Raw genomic sequence first — 14,821 nt, forward strand, 5'->3', positions numbered from 1 at the left:
ATCAGGCGCTCAACAGGGCGTTGAGGCGCTTGACGTAGGCCGCCGGGTCATCGAGATGACCGCCTTCGGCGATGATCGCCTGGTCGAGCAGCACATGGGCCAGATCGGTGAAGGCATCGCCATCCGCCGACTCCAGCCGCTCGACCAGGGGGTGGGCCGGATTGAGCTCGAGGATCGGCTTGACCTCGGGCAACGGCTGGCCGGCGGCCTCCATGATGCGGCGCATCTGGTAGCCCATCTCATGCTCCGGGAGCACCACGCAGGCCGGCGAATCGATCAGGCGATGGGTGACCCGCACCTCCTGGGTCTGCTCGCCGAGTGCTTCCTTGACCCGCTTGACCAGGGCCTCCTTCGCCTTGGCGGTCTCTTCCTGAGCCTTCTTCTCCTCTTCTCCCTCGACCTCGCCGAGGTCCAGGTCGCCCTTGGCCACATCGACGAAGCCCTTGCCATCGAATTCGGTCAGATGGCTCATCAGCCACTCGTCGATGCGGTCGTGGAGCAGCAGCACTTCGATGCCCTTCTTGCGGAAGATCTCGAGATGCGGGCTGCTCTTGGCCGCATTGAAGCTGTCAGCGACGATGTAGTAGATCTTGCCCTGCCCCTCCTTCATGCGCCCGACATAGTCGGCCAGGGACTGGTCCTGGGTGGCACTGTCGGTATGGGTGGTGGAGAAACGCAGCAGGCCGGCGATCTTGTCGCGGTTGGCGAAGTCCTCCGCCGGACCCTCCTTGAGCACGCTGCCGAAGGCGTTCCAGAAGCCCTGGTAGGCCTCCTTGTCCTTGGCCAGCTTGCCGAGCATGTCCAGGGCGCGCTTGGTCAGGGCGCTCTTGATCTTCTCGACCTTGGGATCCTGCTGCAGCAGCTCGCGGGAGACGTTCAGCGACAGCTCGCGGGTGTCGAGCACGCCCTTGATGAAACGCAGGTAGAGCGGCAGGAACTGCTCGGCGTCGTCCATGATGAAGACGCGCTGCACATAGAGCTTCACGCCACGGGCGCCGTCGCGCTCATAGAGGTCGAAGGGCGCGCGGCCCGGCACATAGAGCAGGCTCACGTACTCGAGCTTGCCCTCGACCTTGTTGTGGCTCCAGGTCAAGGGATCCGCGAAGTCGTGGGCCACGTGCTTGTAGAAGGCCTTGTACTCGTCGTCGGAGATCTCGCTCTTGGGCCGCACCCAGAGCGCGGTGGCCTCGTTGACCGTCTCCCAGACGGTCTTCTCGCTGCCCTCGACCGGCTTGCCGTCCTCGTCCTTGTCGGTCTCGACACGCGGCATGCGCACCGGCACCTCGATATGGTCAGAGTACTTGCGCACCAGGCTCTGCAGGCGGAAGTCGTCGGCGAACTCCCTGGCGTCCTCCTTGAGGTGGAGGACGATCTCGGTGCCGTGGGCCGGGCGCTCGACGTCGGCGACGGTGAACTCGCCCTCGCCCTTCGAGTGCCACTCCACCCCCTCGCCGACCGGGGTGCCGGCCTTGCGCGTGCGCACGGTGATGTCGTCGGCGACGATGAAGCCGGAGTAGAAGCCGACGCCGAACTGGCCGATCAGCTTCGCATCCTTCTGCTGCTCGCCGGAGAGCTGCTTGAGGAACTCGGCGGTGCCGCTGCGCGCGATGGTACCGAGGTTCTCGATCACCTCGTCGCGGTTCATGCCGATGCCGTTGTCGCGCACGGTCACGGTGCCGGCCGCCGGGTCATGCTCGATCTCGATGCGCAGTTCGCTGTCGCCCTCGTACAGGGCATCGTTGTCCAGCGCCGCGTAGCGCAGCTTGTCGCAGGCGTCGGCGGCGTTGGAGATCATCTCGCGCAGGAATATCTCCCGGTTGGAGTACAGGGAGTGGATCATCAGGTGCAGGAGCTGCTTGACCTCGGTCTGGAAGCCGAGGGTCTCTTCATGGGTGGCTGTGGTCATGTGTCTCGGACCCCTCTTTCGACATGACGATGGTGGCGATTCCACCGGTTTGGAACTGACGTCGATATGGGGCCCGGTACCGGTTTTTCAAGCGCCGGCTGCCCCCGGGTCGCCGAGCACGAAGTGCAGCAGCAGGGAACGAGAACTTCAAACGATCGTATCACGGCGGACGCTCCCCGTCGCCTCGACCCTCGCCGGAGGGCGGGTCGCCACCCTCCCGGCGTGCCCGCCAGGTACGATACCCCTTCAGGCGACGATCGACCCGGGTCAGCAGCCAGCCGACGATCACCACATCGTCCACCAACCCCAGCATCAGGAGCATGTCGGGAATCAGGTCCAGCGGCGAGACCAGGTACGCCAGGGCCGCCAGCATCCACAGGAAGGCCGCCCAGGGCACCGGCCGGTAGCGGCGCAGCAGCACATCGCGGGTCATGGGCAGGAACAGCCGCAGGGCGCGGCCCATCTCTCCCAGCACACGGGAGCGGCGGCGCAGCCGCTCCATCAGGAACCAGCCACCGAATCTGGCCATCTCGACCTCCTTGCCGGCATGCGGGAACACCGCTACACGATAGGGTATCCCCCCTGCGACGGACAGCCGGTGTCTGTCGGGTAACGGCGACACTACTCAAGCGCCCTGCCATCGGCCACCATGGCGGCACTGCCGACCGCGAACCCCAAGAGGTCACGATATGCTCCCGTCATTCGGTCACTGCAAGGCCCTGATCGCCGCCACCCTGTGCTGCCTGCCGCTGCTCGTCCAGGCTGATGATCGCGCCATGCGCGACGCCCTGGAGGCGGCCCGCAACCAGGAGTGGCAGAAGATCGACCAGGCGGCCATCGACGACCACCTGCTGGCCGGCTACGTGGAGTACCATCGACTGCGCAACCGCCTGCCCCAGGCGGAGCCGGCCCGAGTGCTCGACTTCATCGAGCGCCACGACGACTCGCCGCTGGGCGAGTGGATGCGCGGCCAGGCCATCGCCCGCTACGGTCACGCCGGCCGCTTCGGCAGCCTGCTGGCGGTGGCCGACGGCGTGCCCGAGGGCACCGCCCGTCAGTGCTACTACTACACCGCCCTGCTCGGCGGCGACCCCGGGGCCGCCGCCGAGGGGGGCCGGGAGCTGTGGCGTGTCGGCCGCTCTCAGCCGGATGCCTGCGACACCCTGTTCCGTGCCCTGCGCAGCCGGGGCGAGATCGGCGAGCGGGAGATCTGGGAGCGCAAGATGCTCGCCTGGCAGGCCGGCGAGACCGGGCTGATGAGCTACCTGGGCAGGATGCTGGGCAACCGCTGGCAGGAGGCGCGTGACACCGTGGAGCGACTGCAGAAGGACTACGCCGCGGTCACCCGGGTGCCCACCTGCATCGGCCCCGACTGCCAGGGCAGCAGAGCGCTGTTCACCGCCGCCATGCACGGCTTCACCCGCGCCGATACCGAGGCCGCCCATGAGGCCTGGCGCAAGATCGCCCCCCACCTGGAACTCGACGAACCCAGCCGCCTCGCCATCGAGCGCGACCTGGTGTTCTATTCACTGGTACGGGACATCCGCCAGAACCGCGCCTGGGTCGACGAGGCCCTGGTCGGGATGCCCGATGCCGAGTTGCTCGAACTGCGAGTGCGCACCGCCCTGGCCGAGCGCGACTGGCGGGGGGTCATCGACTGGATCCACCGCATGCCCGACGAGCCGCGACAGGAGGCCCGCTGGCAGTACTGGCTGGGCCGCGCCCTGGAACAGCGCGGCGACACCGCCACCGCGGAGACGGCCTATGCCGCCGCCGCCGACGACCGCAGCTTCTTCGGCTTCGCCGCCGCCGACCGCCTGGGCCGGCCCTATGCCCTGAACCTCGAGCGCAACGGCTTCGACGACGGCTTCCGTGAGCAGGTCGCCCGCTGGCCGGCGGTGCAGCGCACCGAGGCGCTGATCCGCATCGGCGAGCAGGGCCTGGCCAACAGCGAGTGGCACGCCGCCGTGGCCCGGGCCACGCCCCGGGAGGCGCGCGCCCTGGCCGACTATGCCCAACGCCGAGGCTGGCACGCCAAGCTGGTGCAGACCACCATCACCGGGCAGATGTGGGATGCCCTGGACTGGCGCTTCCCCGAGGCCTACCGCGAGCATTTCCTGCACTGGGGGCGTGCCACCGGTGTCGACCCCTACCTGCTGATGGGCATCGCCCGTCGCGAGAGCGCCTACAATCCCGAGGCGCTCTCGCCGGCCGGCGCCCGCGGCCTGATGCAGGTGATGCCGGGTACCGCCACCCAGCTCAGCCGCCAGCTCGGCATCAGCGATCCCGGCCCCCATGGCGTGCTCGACCCGGCACTCAACATCCGGCTCGGCAGCACCTACATTCGCGACATGCTCGACCGCTATCGCGGCAATCGCCTGGCCGCCACCGCCGCCTACAACGCCGGCCCCGGCCGGGTCGACCGCTGGCTGCGCGACGCCCCGGAGGAGTTCGACCTCTTCGTCGAGAGCATCCCCTTCCGCGAGACCCGCGCCTATGTCCAGGCGGTGCTCGCCTACCGGGCGATCTTCGAGAGCCTGGCCAACGGCGGCAACAGCGAGGGCGTGGCGATGCTGAGCCCCGCGGAGACCTCCGTGCGCTACGACCGCTCGCTGCTGGCCCGCAACTGAGGATGGGAACCCAACTCAGCCGCAGCTATAGAGTGCGCCGGGGACAAGCCGAAGAGGAGGTCCTACGCCAGGGGTGAGGAGGATTCCTCCGAACGGGCTGGCCAGGGATGGCCAGCACCGGCCCTGCAAGCGGAGCAGGATGCGAGAGCGCAGCAGGGCGTCGGTAGCGTACAGGGATGTATTCACAGCGCCTCCTCGCAGGCTTGCCGCCGGATCAGCCCGGAGATCTGGCGACACTAGGCCGGAGAGCGCTCCAGCGCCAGCTTTACCCCGAAGGCGATGAGCACGCCACCGGTCACCGCGTTGAGCCACCTGGCGAAGGCGCGGCTGGCCAGCCAGCGCCCGGCGCTGCCCACCGTCGCCACGATGGCGATCTGCCACAGGTTGGCGATCACGAAGTGCACCCCGGCGAGCCACAGCGACTTGACCAGCGCCGGGTCACCCGGGGCGATGAACTGGGGCAGGAAGGCCATGTAGAAGACCACCGTCTTGGGATTGAGCACGTTGGACAGGAACCCCTCGCGCAGCGGCAGCCATACCGGCACCGCGCGTCGCTCGCCGCCGACGCCGGCCACCGGCAGCCCATGGCCGCGCCGGGCGGCAAGCAGGCTGTTCCCCCCCAGCCAGACCAGGTAGGCGGCACCGGCCAGCTTGAGCAACCCGAAGGCCCAGGCCGACTGCAGCAGGATCAGCGAGATGCCCAGCGCCGAGACGGCGGCATGCACGAAGAGCCCGCAGCAGATCGCCAGGCTGGTGAGAATGCCGTCGCGCATCCCTCCCCGGGCGGTGTTGCGGATCACCAGCAGGGTATCGACACCGGGACTCATGGTCAGCAGGGTGATGGCCGCCAGGAAGGGCCAGAAGTGTGCGTCGATGAACATGGCAGGACTCGCGAGGGTGATCGGGAAAGGCGGCCGGCGGGTGCTGGACGCCTGGGGGGTTTCCATCTACAGTGAGCTTGCGGGCGGTTGCAACGGTTCCCCCTGCGGCAGCCCGGTTGACGCAATCGGGGTGCCGGTGCACCATCCGCGGCGTTGGTCAGCAAGTAAAAAGTCGTCAGTTGTACTTCGATTCCTTCGATACACCCAGTGCGCACTTCTTCCTTGCCTTGCCCACGCACTTGGGGCGCTCGATCCGACATCGTGTGCCCGGCACGATCATTACAGTATGTTAAGGAAATCGACAATGGCAACTGGCACTGTCAAGTGGTTCAACGACACCAAGGGCTACGGCTTCATCTCTCCCGACGACGGCGGTGATGACCTGTTCGCGCACTTCTCCGAAATCCAGGCTGAAGGCTTCAAGACCCTGCAGGACGGCCAGAAGGTCACCTTCGAGGTCACCCAGGGCAAGAAGGGCCTTCAGGCCTCCAACATCCGGATCGCCAACTAAGGGAGCCATCCCTGGCAACCCGGCGCCGGTTGCCGACCCCGTCTGACGACGACATCGCCAATCGGTGCGCTGCGGCCCGTGAAACAGGAAGGCCCACCTCGCGGTGGGCCTTTTTCATGGGCGGCCGGGCGCCTCACTCCTCCTCCTCGACCTCCATGGGCTCGAACTCGGGGCTTTCCTCCTGCTCCTGTTCCACCTCCTCGAACTGCTCTTCCAGGCGGCGCTGGGCCTCATCGAAACGGCGCTCCTGCTCCTCGATGATGGCATCGATGTCGCTGCTGGTGGGCTCCCCGGCCTGGGCGGCCTCTTCATCCAGCCCGAACTCGTCGCGCTCCTCGAGGGGGTCACTGGACGGCTCGAGGTCGGTCGGATCCTCCATGGGCTCGAACTCGGGGCTTTGCTCCTGCTCGGCCTCCTCGAATTGCTCGTCGATGCGGCGGCTGGCCTCCTCGAAGCGTCGCTCCTGCTCCTCGATGATGGCGTCGACATCATCACGGGTCGTCTCGCCGGGAAGCGCCTCGTCGCCTTCCAGGCTGGTGTCGGGCGACTCGCCGAGGGTCTCGGCATCGGCATCGACCCCGGCGTCCCCCTCCACCTCCGCCTCGCCATCGGCGTCTGCCTCCTCGGCGGGCGGCGGTGCCTCGGCGGCCGCGGGCTCGTCATCGTCCATCGTGGCGGCCGGCTCCTCCGTCTCCTGTTCCATCTCCTGCGCTTCCTCGGTCTCGGCAGGGGGCGACTCGTCATCGTCGCCGTTGCCGCAGCCGGCCAGCCCCAGGGCGAGCACCATGGCCGCCACCAGAGGCATCCAGGGTTTCATTGCCATCCTCTTTCTCCTGACGAAAAGCATGACATTGCACCAGAGCGACACCGCCCCCGCAAGGCGAGGCCGGGATTCAGGTGGCGAACAGCTGGCCGGCAATGTCACGGAAGGCCTTGAACTCGATGGCATTGCCGCTGGGGTCGCGGAAGAACATGGTGGCCTGCTCGCCGGGCTCACCCCGGAAACGGATGTGGGGCTCGATCTCGAAACGCACCCCAGCCTCGGTGAGGCGGTCGACCAGCGCCTCCCAGTCACCCATTTCCAGCACTACCCCGAAGTGTGGCACCGGCACGCCGTGACCGTCCACGGGATTGCGATGATCGTCGTTGCCCCGGTCGCCGAGGGCCGGGTTCAGGTGACAGACGAACTGGTGGCCGTAGAGGTTGAAGTCGATCCAGGTATCGCTGGAGCGACCTTCCGGGCAGCCCAGCAGCTCGCCATAGAAGCGGCGGGCCTCGGCCAGATCGCGAACCTGCACGGCGAGATGAAAGGGAGTGAGCATCGCGGTACCTCCAGGTTGTCATTGCCGGTGCCCTCCATCATGCCGCGGCCCGGGGCGGCTGGCCAGCCGCCCCGGATCCGGCAGCGGGCAGCCGAGGGTCCAGGCCACGGCGCACAGCAGTTCCGCTTCCTCGGGCTCGATCCGCCCGTCGTGCTCCACGCAGCGGGTCATGGCCGCCAGCAGCGATGCCCGCTCGGCCTGGACCAGCCTCACCAGCCGCTCCATCGCCCAGTCCAGGTCCGCCGCCGGGGGTGGCTCGGGCACGAAGTCCAGGTCGATGCCCAGGGTAGCGGCGGCCTGCTCGACGGCGTCCCGGGCCTCGGCCTCGTTGGCCAGCCCCGCCATCGCCAGGGTCGACAGCAGCCGCGACAGCGGGCCGCCCAGGTCGGCCAGGTGACGATCGCGCCGGGCACGGCGCTCGCCCTCGATGCCCTGGACGGCCAGCCGATGCAGCGCCCACTGCCGTGCGCCGGGTCGGGTCTCGATCGCCATCAACCGATCGAGACAGGCACGAAAGCCGGCGAACTGGGCGGCGGACAACTGACGCAGCACCGGCAGTGCCAGCTCGATCAGCGGTAGGCGGTGGCCGGGGGCGAGTCGCGCCAGGGGCTCGGCCAGCCGGTCCAGTTCGACGAGGACTTCGGGCAGCGCCTGGCTGGTCAGGGCGAGGCGCTGGCGCTCGCGGCTCTCCGGGTCGGCGCCCATCAGGATGCCGTAGACCAGCGCCCGGGCGGCGAAGGGCTCGTGGGCGGCCTCGATCAACCGTACGTCGAGCTCGGCGAGCCGCTGTCGGGCCCGGGCGAGGTCCCCGGCATCGGGCCGCCCAACGCTGGCCACCACGGCGCCGGCCAGGGCCGCGCCGGCCAGCGCCGTGCCAGTCGGTGCTTCGGGGGTCGACGCCGATCCGGGTGGTGTCACCGGGCGCGACGTCGGCGCTGGCAGGCTGCCGTCCCAGTGGGGCAGGATCCGGCGGATCCGCTGTTCCAGCGGCGGATGGGTCGAGGTGAGCCGGCTCATGGCCCGCACCCCCCGGCCGAAGTAGAGGTGACTGAACTCCTCGGCATTGGCGGCCGCCAGGCGCGAGCCGGCCGAATGGGCGGCGAGCTTCTTCAGCGCTCCGCCGATGCCGTCAGGATTGCGGGTGTACTGCACGGCGCTGGCGTCGGCGAGAAACTCGCGCTGGCGACTCACCGCCGCCTTGATCAGCCTGCCGCACAGGGTGCCGGCATAGCCCACCACCATCAGCGCCGCGCCCAACCCCAGCACAGCGACTCGGCCGTTGCCCCGGCGGGAACGTCGCCGGCCACCCAGCGCCGCCCCACGCAGCAGCATATGGCCGATCAGGCCGATGACCAGGATGCCGTGGAGCAGCGCGACCAGGCGCAGGTTGAGGCGCATGTCGCCGTGCAGGATATGGCTGAACTCGTGGGCGATCACGCCCTGCAGCTCGTCGCGGTCGAGGGTCTCGATGGCCCCGCGGGTGACCCCGATGGCCGCGTCATGGGGATCATGGCCGGCGGCGAAGGCGTTGATGGCCGGGTCCTCGAGCAGGTAGACCGACGGCACCGGCATGCCCGAGGCGATGGCCATCTCCTCCACCACGTTGAGCAGCCGGCGCTCGTTGTCGTCGCGGGTCTCGAGGTTGAGCGGTCGTCCACCCAGCGCCTCGGCCACTACCGCGCCACCGGCACGCAGCTGCAGGTGACGCCCCAGGCTGCCGACTACCACCACCAGGATCACTGCCACGGCCACTCCACCCAGCAGGCGGGGGTCCAGGGCGCGGGCCGGGGAGTCACCGCCGGGCTGGCCATCGAGCAGCACCAGGGCCAGGGTCACTACCACGGAAGCGACGGCGATCAATGCCACCACGGCCAGCAGCAGCAGGCCGACCAGCCGACCGGTGAGCCGGCGAGCGTGATCCTGGGCCTCGAAGAAATCCATGGGGGCGGCCGTCTCAGAAGCTCACGCGGGGAACGGCCTGGATCTCGGCGCTGTCCTCGAACTCCAGCAGGGCGGCGTCCTCGCGATGACCCAAGGGGCCGGCCAGCAGCACCGGGGGAAAACTCTGCTTGTAGGTGTTGTACTGCATCACGGCGTCGTTGAAGGCCTGGCGGGCAAAGGCGACCCGGTTCTCGGTGCTGGTGAGGGTCTCGCTGAGCTGGCGCATGTTCTCCGAGGCCTTGAGGTCGGGATATGCCTCCATCACCACATTGAGCCGCCCCAGCGCGGCCCCCAGGGCGCCCTCGGCGCCGGCCAGTTCGGCCATGGCGCCGGGTTCGCCGGGCCGGGCGGCGGCGGCCTGCAGGCCGGCCAGGGCCCCGTTGCGCGCCTCGGTCACCGCCTGCAGGGTCCCCCGCTCGTGGCTCATGTAGGCCTTCGCCGTCTCCACCAGGTTGGGAATCAGGTCATAGCGGCGCTTGAGCTGCACCTCGATCTGGGCAAAGGCGTTGCCGTAGCGGTTCTGCAAGGTCACCAGGCGGTTGTAGATGGCCACGCCGTAGGCCAGCAACAGGCCCACGGCCACCAGCAGTACCAGCAGCACGATCGTCGAGATTTCCATGCATGTCTCCTCGTTACGGCGCGGCATGGGCAGCGAGCCAACCATGCCAATGGCCAGTGCCATTCCCGGACCAACCTCTTTACACTCTACCTCGTGCCATTTTTGTCGAACAGGGACCGTCGATGATCGATGCAGCCTTCCTACTTGCCGCCTTCATCGGCGGGCTGGCGGCCATGGCCGTGCGGCTGCCTCCACTGGTGGGGTTTCTCGTTGCCGGCTTCGCCCTGAACGCGCTGGGCTACGACAAGACCCCACTGCTCGAGTTGCTGTCCAACACCGGTGTCACCCTGCTGCTGTTCACCATCGGACTGAAGCTGGATGTGCGCACCCTGCTGCGCCATGACGTCTGGGGCAGCGCTTCCCTGCACATGCTGGGTTCGACGCTGCTGCTGATGTCCCTGCTGTCACTGTTCAAGTGGCTGGGGCTCGGGCTGCTGGCCGAGGCTGGCTGGCCGACGCTGGCGCTGCTGGGTTTTACCCTCTCCTTCTCCAGCACCGTCTTCGTGGTCAAGGTGCTGGAGAAGCGCAGCGAGACCCAGACGGCCTATGGCCGCCTGGCCATCGGCGTGCTGATCATGCAGGACATCTTCGCGGTGCTCTTCATCACCGCCTCCACCGGCGAGCTGCCGAGCCCCTGGGCCCTGGGGCTGCTGCTGCTGATCCCGGCCGCCCCTGGACTGCGCCGCCTCCTGGACCAGCTCGGCCATGGCGAGATGCAGCTACTGTTCGGCATTCTGCTGGCCCTGGTGCTGGGCTACGCCTTCTTCGAGTCCGTGGGCGTCAAGGGCGACCTCGGTGCCCTGGTCATCGGCCTGCTCCTGGCCCCCCACCCCGCAGCCCAGAACCTGGCTCGCTCCATGTTCAACATCAAGGAGCTGCTGCTGGTAGGCTTCTTCCTGGGGATCGGGCTCACTGCCATGCCCGATGCGAGCCACCTCGGCATGGCCCTGGCACTGGTGGCCGTGCTGCCCCTGAAGAGCCTTCTCTACCAACGGATCTTCATGGGCTTTCCCATGCGCCCGCGCACCTCGGTGCTCGCGACGCTGAGCCTCTCCAACTACTCGGAGTTCGGGCTGATCGTCGGGGCCATTGCCGTGTCCACCGGCTGGCTGAGCGAGGAGTGGCTGGTGGTCCTGTCGCTGGCCGTGGCCATCAGCTTCGCTAGCTCGGCAATGATCAATGGCGCCAGCGAGAGCATTTACCGCTGGCTCGAGCCTCGACTGCCGCAGCGTGACCCCAGCCAGTTGGCCGCCAACGACCGCCCCATCGAGGTGGGGGATGCCGAGGCCGTGGTGCTGGGCATGGGGCGCATCGGCCGCAGCGTCTACCGGCGCCTGCAGAAAGTGTATGGTCTGCGTGTGCTGGGCATCGACAGCAACCCCAATAGCGTGAAGCTACTCCGCGAACGCGGTTTCAATGTGCTGGAGGGGGATGCCGTGGATTCCGATTTCTGGGACAAGCTGCTGATGTCCCGCGACGTGCAGATGGTGGTGCTGGCCATGCCGCACCACGCCGGCAACCTCGTCGCCCTGAAGCAACTGCGCTCGCGGGCATTTCCGGGGCGCATCACGGCCGTCGTGGAGTTTCCCGAGGAGATCGAGCCGATCCGCGAGCTGGGCGCCAATGCCGTCTTCCACGTCTACGATGAAGCCGGACGCGCTCTGGCTGACAGCGCCGCCGAGGAAGCCGGGATCTCGCCCCTGTCTCGGCAGCTCGGCTGACAGCCCGTGCCGGTTGCCAGCCAGAGGCGTTTGCGGCTTGATGGCCAGGGGAACCCCGGGCAATATCCTGCCGGACCATCCCGATGAGTGACGCTTGCGTCGAACATGGCTGTCCTGGAACCCCTTGAGCATGGAAGACGTCTTCACCTGGCTGGGCGGCGCGCTCGGCGACCTGATCCGCTTCATCGTCGACCTGTTGCGCGGCTTCTTCGCCAATCTCGGCGATTCGGCCCGGAGCTTTCTGCGCGGCCTCTCCGAGTCGCTCGGCATCGCCCCCTCGCTGATCAGCCTGCTGGTGCTGATCGTCGGCCTGTGGCTGCTGTGGAAGGGGCTGGCCGCCATCCTGCGCCGCGCCTTCGTCGTCGCCCTGATCTGGCTCGTACTTGGCGTGACCGTGCTGAGCTGGCTGATCAATTGATTGGGCGGAGGATTTGCTGCTGCGCTTGATATCCTGGTCGCCGGCGGTGCTCGCTCTCCTCATGTAGCAGGCTACATTCCGGGAGCTGCGCTCCGGCGGCGGCCAGCCTCTCTTCGCTCGCGACGTAAATCACTCTCGCCCAATGAATCAATTATTCATCAGGCGAGGGCCTTTTCGACCACCTCATACACATTCGGCGAGAGCTCCTCGGCGCGGATGCGCTCGAGCTCGCCCTTCATCAGCGCCTGGCGGGTCTCGTCGAAGCGCTGCCAGCGGGTCAACGGCGTGATGAGGCGTGCGGCGATCTCCGGGTTGAGCCGGTTGAGCTCGATCACCACGTCGGCCAGCAGCCGGTAGCCCTCGCCGTCGAGGCGATGGAAGTTGACCCGGTTCTGGCCGGCGAAGGCACCGATCAGGGCGCGCACCTTGTTGGGGTTCTTCAGCGAGAAGGCCGGGTGTCCCATCAGGAACTTCACCCGCTCGAGCACGTCCGGCTGGGGGCGGGTGACCTGGATGCTGAACCACTGGTCCATGACCAGGGGGTCGTGGGCCCACTTCTCGCCGAAGGCCTTGAGCGCCGGATCGGCGATGTCGTCCCGGCTGCTGTGTACCAGCAGGGTCAGGGCATGACGCACGTCGGTCATGTTGTGGTCGGCCGCGAACTGCTCGCGGGAGAGTTCGATCGCCTGTTCGTCCTCCAGCGCCATCAGGTAGGAGAGCGCCACGTTCTTCAGGCTGCGCGCGGCGATCTGCTCGGGTTCCGGGGCATAGGGGACGTCGGAGCGATTCGCCTCGTAGAGGCGCAGGAAGTCGTCGCGCAGGGCCACGGCCAGCGACTGCTCGACGAAGTCACGGGCGGCATGGATGGCATCCACGTCCACCAGCGGCTGCTGTTCGGCGATATAGGCCTCGGAGGGCAGGGTCAGCATCTCGGCGAGCACCGCCTTGTCCTCGGGGTCGGAGGCCAGCAGTCCGCGGAAGGCTTCCACCACCCGGGGGTCCATCACCTTCTCGACCCCGTTGCGGTGGGCGGCGATCAGGTCGTCCAGCGCCAGCAGGGCCAGGCGCTGGCCGGCGTCCCAGCGATTGAAGCCGTCGGCGTCGTGCTGCAGCAGGAAGGCCAGGTCCTCGCGTCCATAGGGGAAGCGTAGCTTGACCGGCGCCGAGAAGCCGCGCAACAGAGAGGGCACCGGGGCCTCGGAGACATCGGTGAAGACGAACTCCTGCTCCGTCTCGCGCAGGTGGATGACGGCGTCACTGCCCAGCGCCTCGCCGCCGAGGGTCAGGGACAGGTCGCGCCCGGACTTGGTGCCCACCAGCCCCAGGCGGATCGGGATGTGCAGGGCCTGCTTCTCCGCCTGGCCGGGGGTGGCCGGGGTGCGCTGCCGCAGGACCAGCCGGTATTCGCAGCTGGCGTAGTCGTATTCGCCGTGGGCGTCGATCTCCGGGGTGCCGGCCTGGGAGTACCAGAGCATGAAGCGGGAGAGGTCCTGGCCCGAGACCTCGCTCATGCAGCCGACGAAGTCCTCGATGGTCACCGCCCGGCCGTCGAAGCGCTCGAAGTAGAGGTCGCTGCCACGACGGAAGGTCTCCCAGCCCACCAGGTTGCAGAGCATGCGCACGATCTCGGCGCCCTTCTCGTAGATGGTCAGGGTGTAGAAGTTGCCGATCTCGATGTAGTGATCGGGACGCACCGGGTGGGCGGTGGGGCCGGCGTCCTCGGCGAACTGGGCGGTGCGGAAGAAGGAGACGTCCTCGATGCGTTTGACCGGTGCCGAGTTGGTGTCGGCGCTGAAGCACTGGTCGCGGAAGACCGTGAAGCCCTCCTTGAGGGAGAGCTGGAACCAGTCGCGGCAGGTCACCCGGTTGCCCGACCAGTTGTGGAAGTACTCGTGGGCGACGATGCCCTCGACCCGCTGGAAGGCGGCGTCGGTGGCGGTGTGCGGATGGGTCAGCACCGCCGCGGAGTTGAAGATGTTGAGCCCCTTGTTCTCCATGGCGCCCATGTTGAAGTCGTTGACCGCCACGATCATGAACAGGTCGAGGTCGTACTCGCGGCCGTAGGTCCGCTCGTCCCAGGCCATGGCGCGCTTGAGCGAGGCCATGGCGTGATCGGTCTTGCCGAGGTTCTCCTCCTCGACCCAGATCTGCAGGGCCACCTCGCGCCCGCTCATGGTGGTGAAGCGGTCCTCGACCTTCTGCAGGTCGCCGGCCACCAGGGCGAACAGGTAGCAGGGCTTGGGGTGGGGATCCTCCCAGGTGACGAAGTGGCGATCGCCCGGCAGCTCTCCGCGCTCCACCGGGTTGCCGTTGGAGAGCAGCACCGGCAGGCTCGCGGCGTCGCCGATCAACGTGGTCGAAAAGGTCGCCATCACGTCCGGGCGGTCGGGGTAGAAGGTGATGCGCCGGAAGCCCTCGGCCTCGCACTGGGTGCAGTACATGCCGTTCGACTGGTAGAGCCCTTCGAGGGCGGTGTTCTCCTTCGGCGCGATCTCCACCTCGGTATCGAGCAGGAAGGTCTCCGGCACCCGGTGCACGGTCAGGCCGCTATCGGTGAGGGTGTACTCGTCCGCGCCGAGCGGCTGGCCATCGATGGCGATGGCCTTGAGCGCAAGTTGCTCACCGTCGAGTTCCAGCGGTAGCCCGGGCTCGCGCTCGGGGTGGCGCTCCAGGTGCAGCCGCGCCTTGACCCGGGTGGCGGCGGGATCGAGAGCGAACGTCAGCTCGGTGCGGGTCACGCGGTAGGCGGGAGGGCGGTAGTCGCTGAGGTGGATCGGCTGCGGTTCGGACATCGAGGTGGCTCCTGTCGAGAATTGCCGGCCATTGTACGGCCCCCCCGCCCCCTATCTCAAAGCGCCTCGTCTCGAGGGAT

The 14,821-nt window shown here is 67.9% G+C and carries 12 protein-coding genes; 4 read left to right on the forward strand and 8 right to left on the reverse strand.

The features are described from left to right. Position 1 precedes the first annotated feature (1 nt). A complete protein-coding gene (gene htpG / locus MKP05_RS09120) occupies positions 2-1,906 on the reverse strand; it encodes a molecular chaperone HtpG (RefSeq protein ID WP_240568006.1) in 1,905 nt (634 codons plus the stop codon). Positions 1,907-2,066: 160 nt separating this feature from the next. Further along, positions 2,067-2,435, reverse strand: a complete 369-nt coding sequence (locus MKP05_RS09125) for a YkvA family protein (protein WP_240568007.1) — start codon at positions 2,433-2,435, stop codon at positions 2,067-2,069. A gap of 160 nt (positions 2,436-2,595) precedes the next feature. On the opposite strand from MKP05_RS09125, the gene MKP05_RS09130 reads away from it, so the two are divergent. Continuing rightward, positions 2,596-4,536, forward strand: coding sequence for a transglycosylase SLT domain-containing protein (locus tag MKP05_RS09130; protein ID WP_240568008.1), 1,941 nt, complete (start codon positions 2,596-2,598; stop codon positions 4,534-4,536). Between the two features lie 236 nt (positions 4,537-4,772). Here the strand turns inward: MKP05_RS09130 and MKP05_RS09135 are convergent, their stop codons facing one another. Then, complete coding sequence (locus MKP05_RS09135; RefSeq protein ID WP_240568009.1) at positions 4,773-5,417, reverse strand: LysE family translocator; 645 nt, start codon at positions 5,415-5,417, stop codon at positions 4,773-4,775. A gap of 304 nt (positions 5,418-5,721) precedes the next feature. On the opposite strand from MKP05_RS09135, the gene MKP05_RS09140 reads away from it, so the two are divergent. After that, positions 5,722-5,928 (forward strand): cold-shock protein, encoded by a 207-nt coding sequence (locus tag MKP05_RS09140; RefSeq protein WP_010627343.1) that lies wholly within the window; start codon positions 5,722-5,724, stop codon positions 5,926-5,928. A gap of 133 nt (positions 5,929-6,061) precedes the next feature. On the opposite strand, the gene MKP05_RS09145 is transcribed toward MKP05_RS09140, so the two are convergent. The 4 genes from MKP05_RS09145 to MKP05_RS09160 form a co-directional block, all read right to left on the reverse strand. After that, positions 6,062-6,751, reverse strand: coding sequence for an LptM family lipoprotein (locus MKP05_RS09145; RefSeq protein ID WP_240568010.1), 690 nt, complete (start codon positions 6,749-6,751; stop codon positions 6,062-6,064). 70 nt (positions 6,752-6,821) lie between these two features. Beyond that, complete coding sequence (locus MKP05_RS09150; protein ID WP_240568011.1) at positions 6,822-7,250, reverse strand: VOC family protein; 429 nt, start codon at positions 7,248-7,250, stop codon at positions 6,822-6,824. Positions 7,251-7,268: 18 nt separating this feature from the next. Continuing rightward, positions 7,269-9,191, reverse strand: a complete 1,923-nt coding sequence (locus MKP05_RS09155) for a M48 family metallopeptidase (RefSeq protein ID WP_240568012.1) — start codon at positions 9,189-9,191, stop codon at positions 7,269-7,271. A 13-nt stretch (positions 9,192-9,204) separates the two neighbouring features. Continuing rightward, positions 9,205-9,810: a LemA family protein gene (locus tag MKP05_RS09160; RefSeq protein ID WP_240568013.1), complete on the reverse strand. Its 606-nt coding sequence runs from the start codon at positions 9,808-9,810 to the stop codon at positions 9,205-9,207. Positions 9,811-9,932: 122 nt separating this feature from the next. On the opposite strand from MKP05_RS09160, the gene MKP05_RS09165 reads away from it, so the two are divergent. Together MKP05_RS09165 and MKP05_RS09170 are read left to right on the forward strand one after the other, a co-directional pair. Beyond that, the gene (locus tag MKP05_RS09165) at positions 9,933-11,531 is read left to right on the forward strand and encodes a cation:proton antiporter domain-containing protein (protein WP_240568014.1); all 1,599 of its coding nucleotides are present in this window, start codon (positions 9,933-9,935) and stop codon (positions 11,529-11,531) included. A gap of 130 nt (positions 11,532-11,661) precedes the next feature. After that, positions 11,662-11,949, forward strand: coding sequence for a hypothetical protein (locus MKP05_RS09170; protein ID WP_110282106.1), 288 nt, complete (start codon positions 11,662-11,664; stop codon positions 11,947-11,949). A gap of 158 nt (positions 11,950-12,107) precedes the next feature. Here the strand turns inward: MKP05_RS09170 and pepN are convergent, their stop codons facing one another. Further along, on the reverse strand, positions 12,108-14,741 hold the full coding sequence (pepN, locus tag MKP05_RS09175) for an aminopeptidase N (protein ID WP_240568015.1): 2,634 nt from the start codon (positions 14,739-14,741) through the stop codon (positions 12,108-12,110). Positions 14,742-14,821 lie beyond the last annotated feature (80 nt).

The organism is Halomonas flagellata (assembly GCF_022487945.1).
GTDB lineage: Bacteria > Pseudomonadota > Gammaproteobacteria > Pseudomonadales > Halomonadaceae > Halomonas > Halomonas flagellata.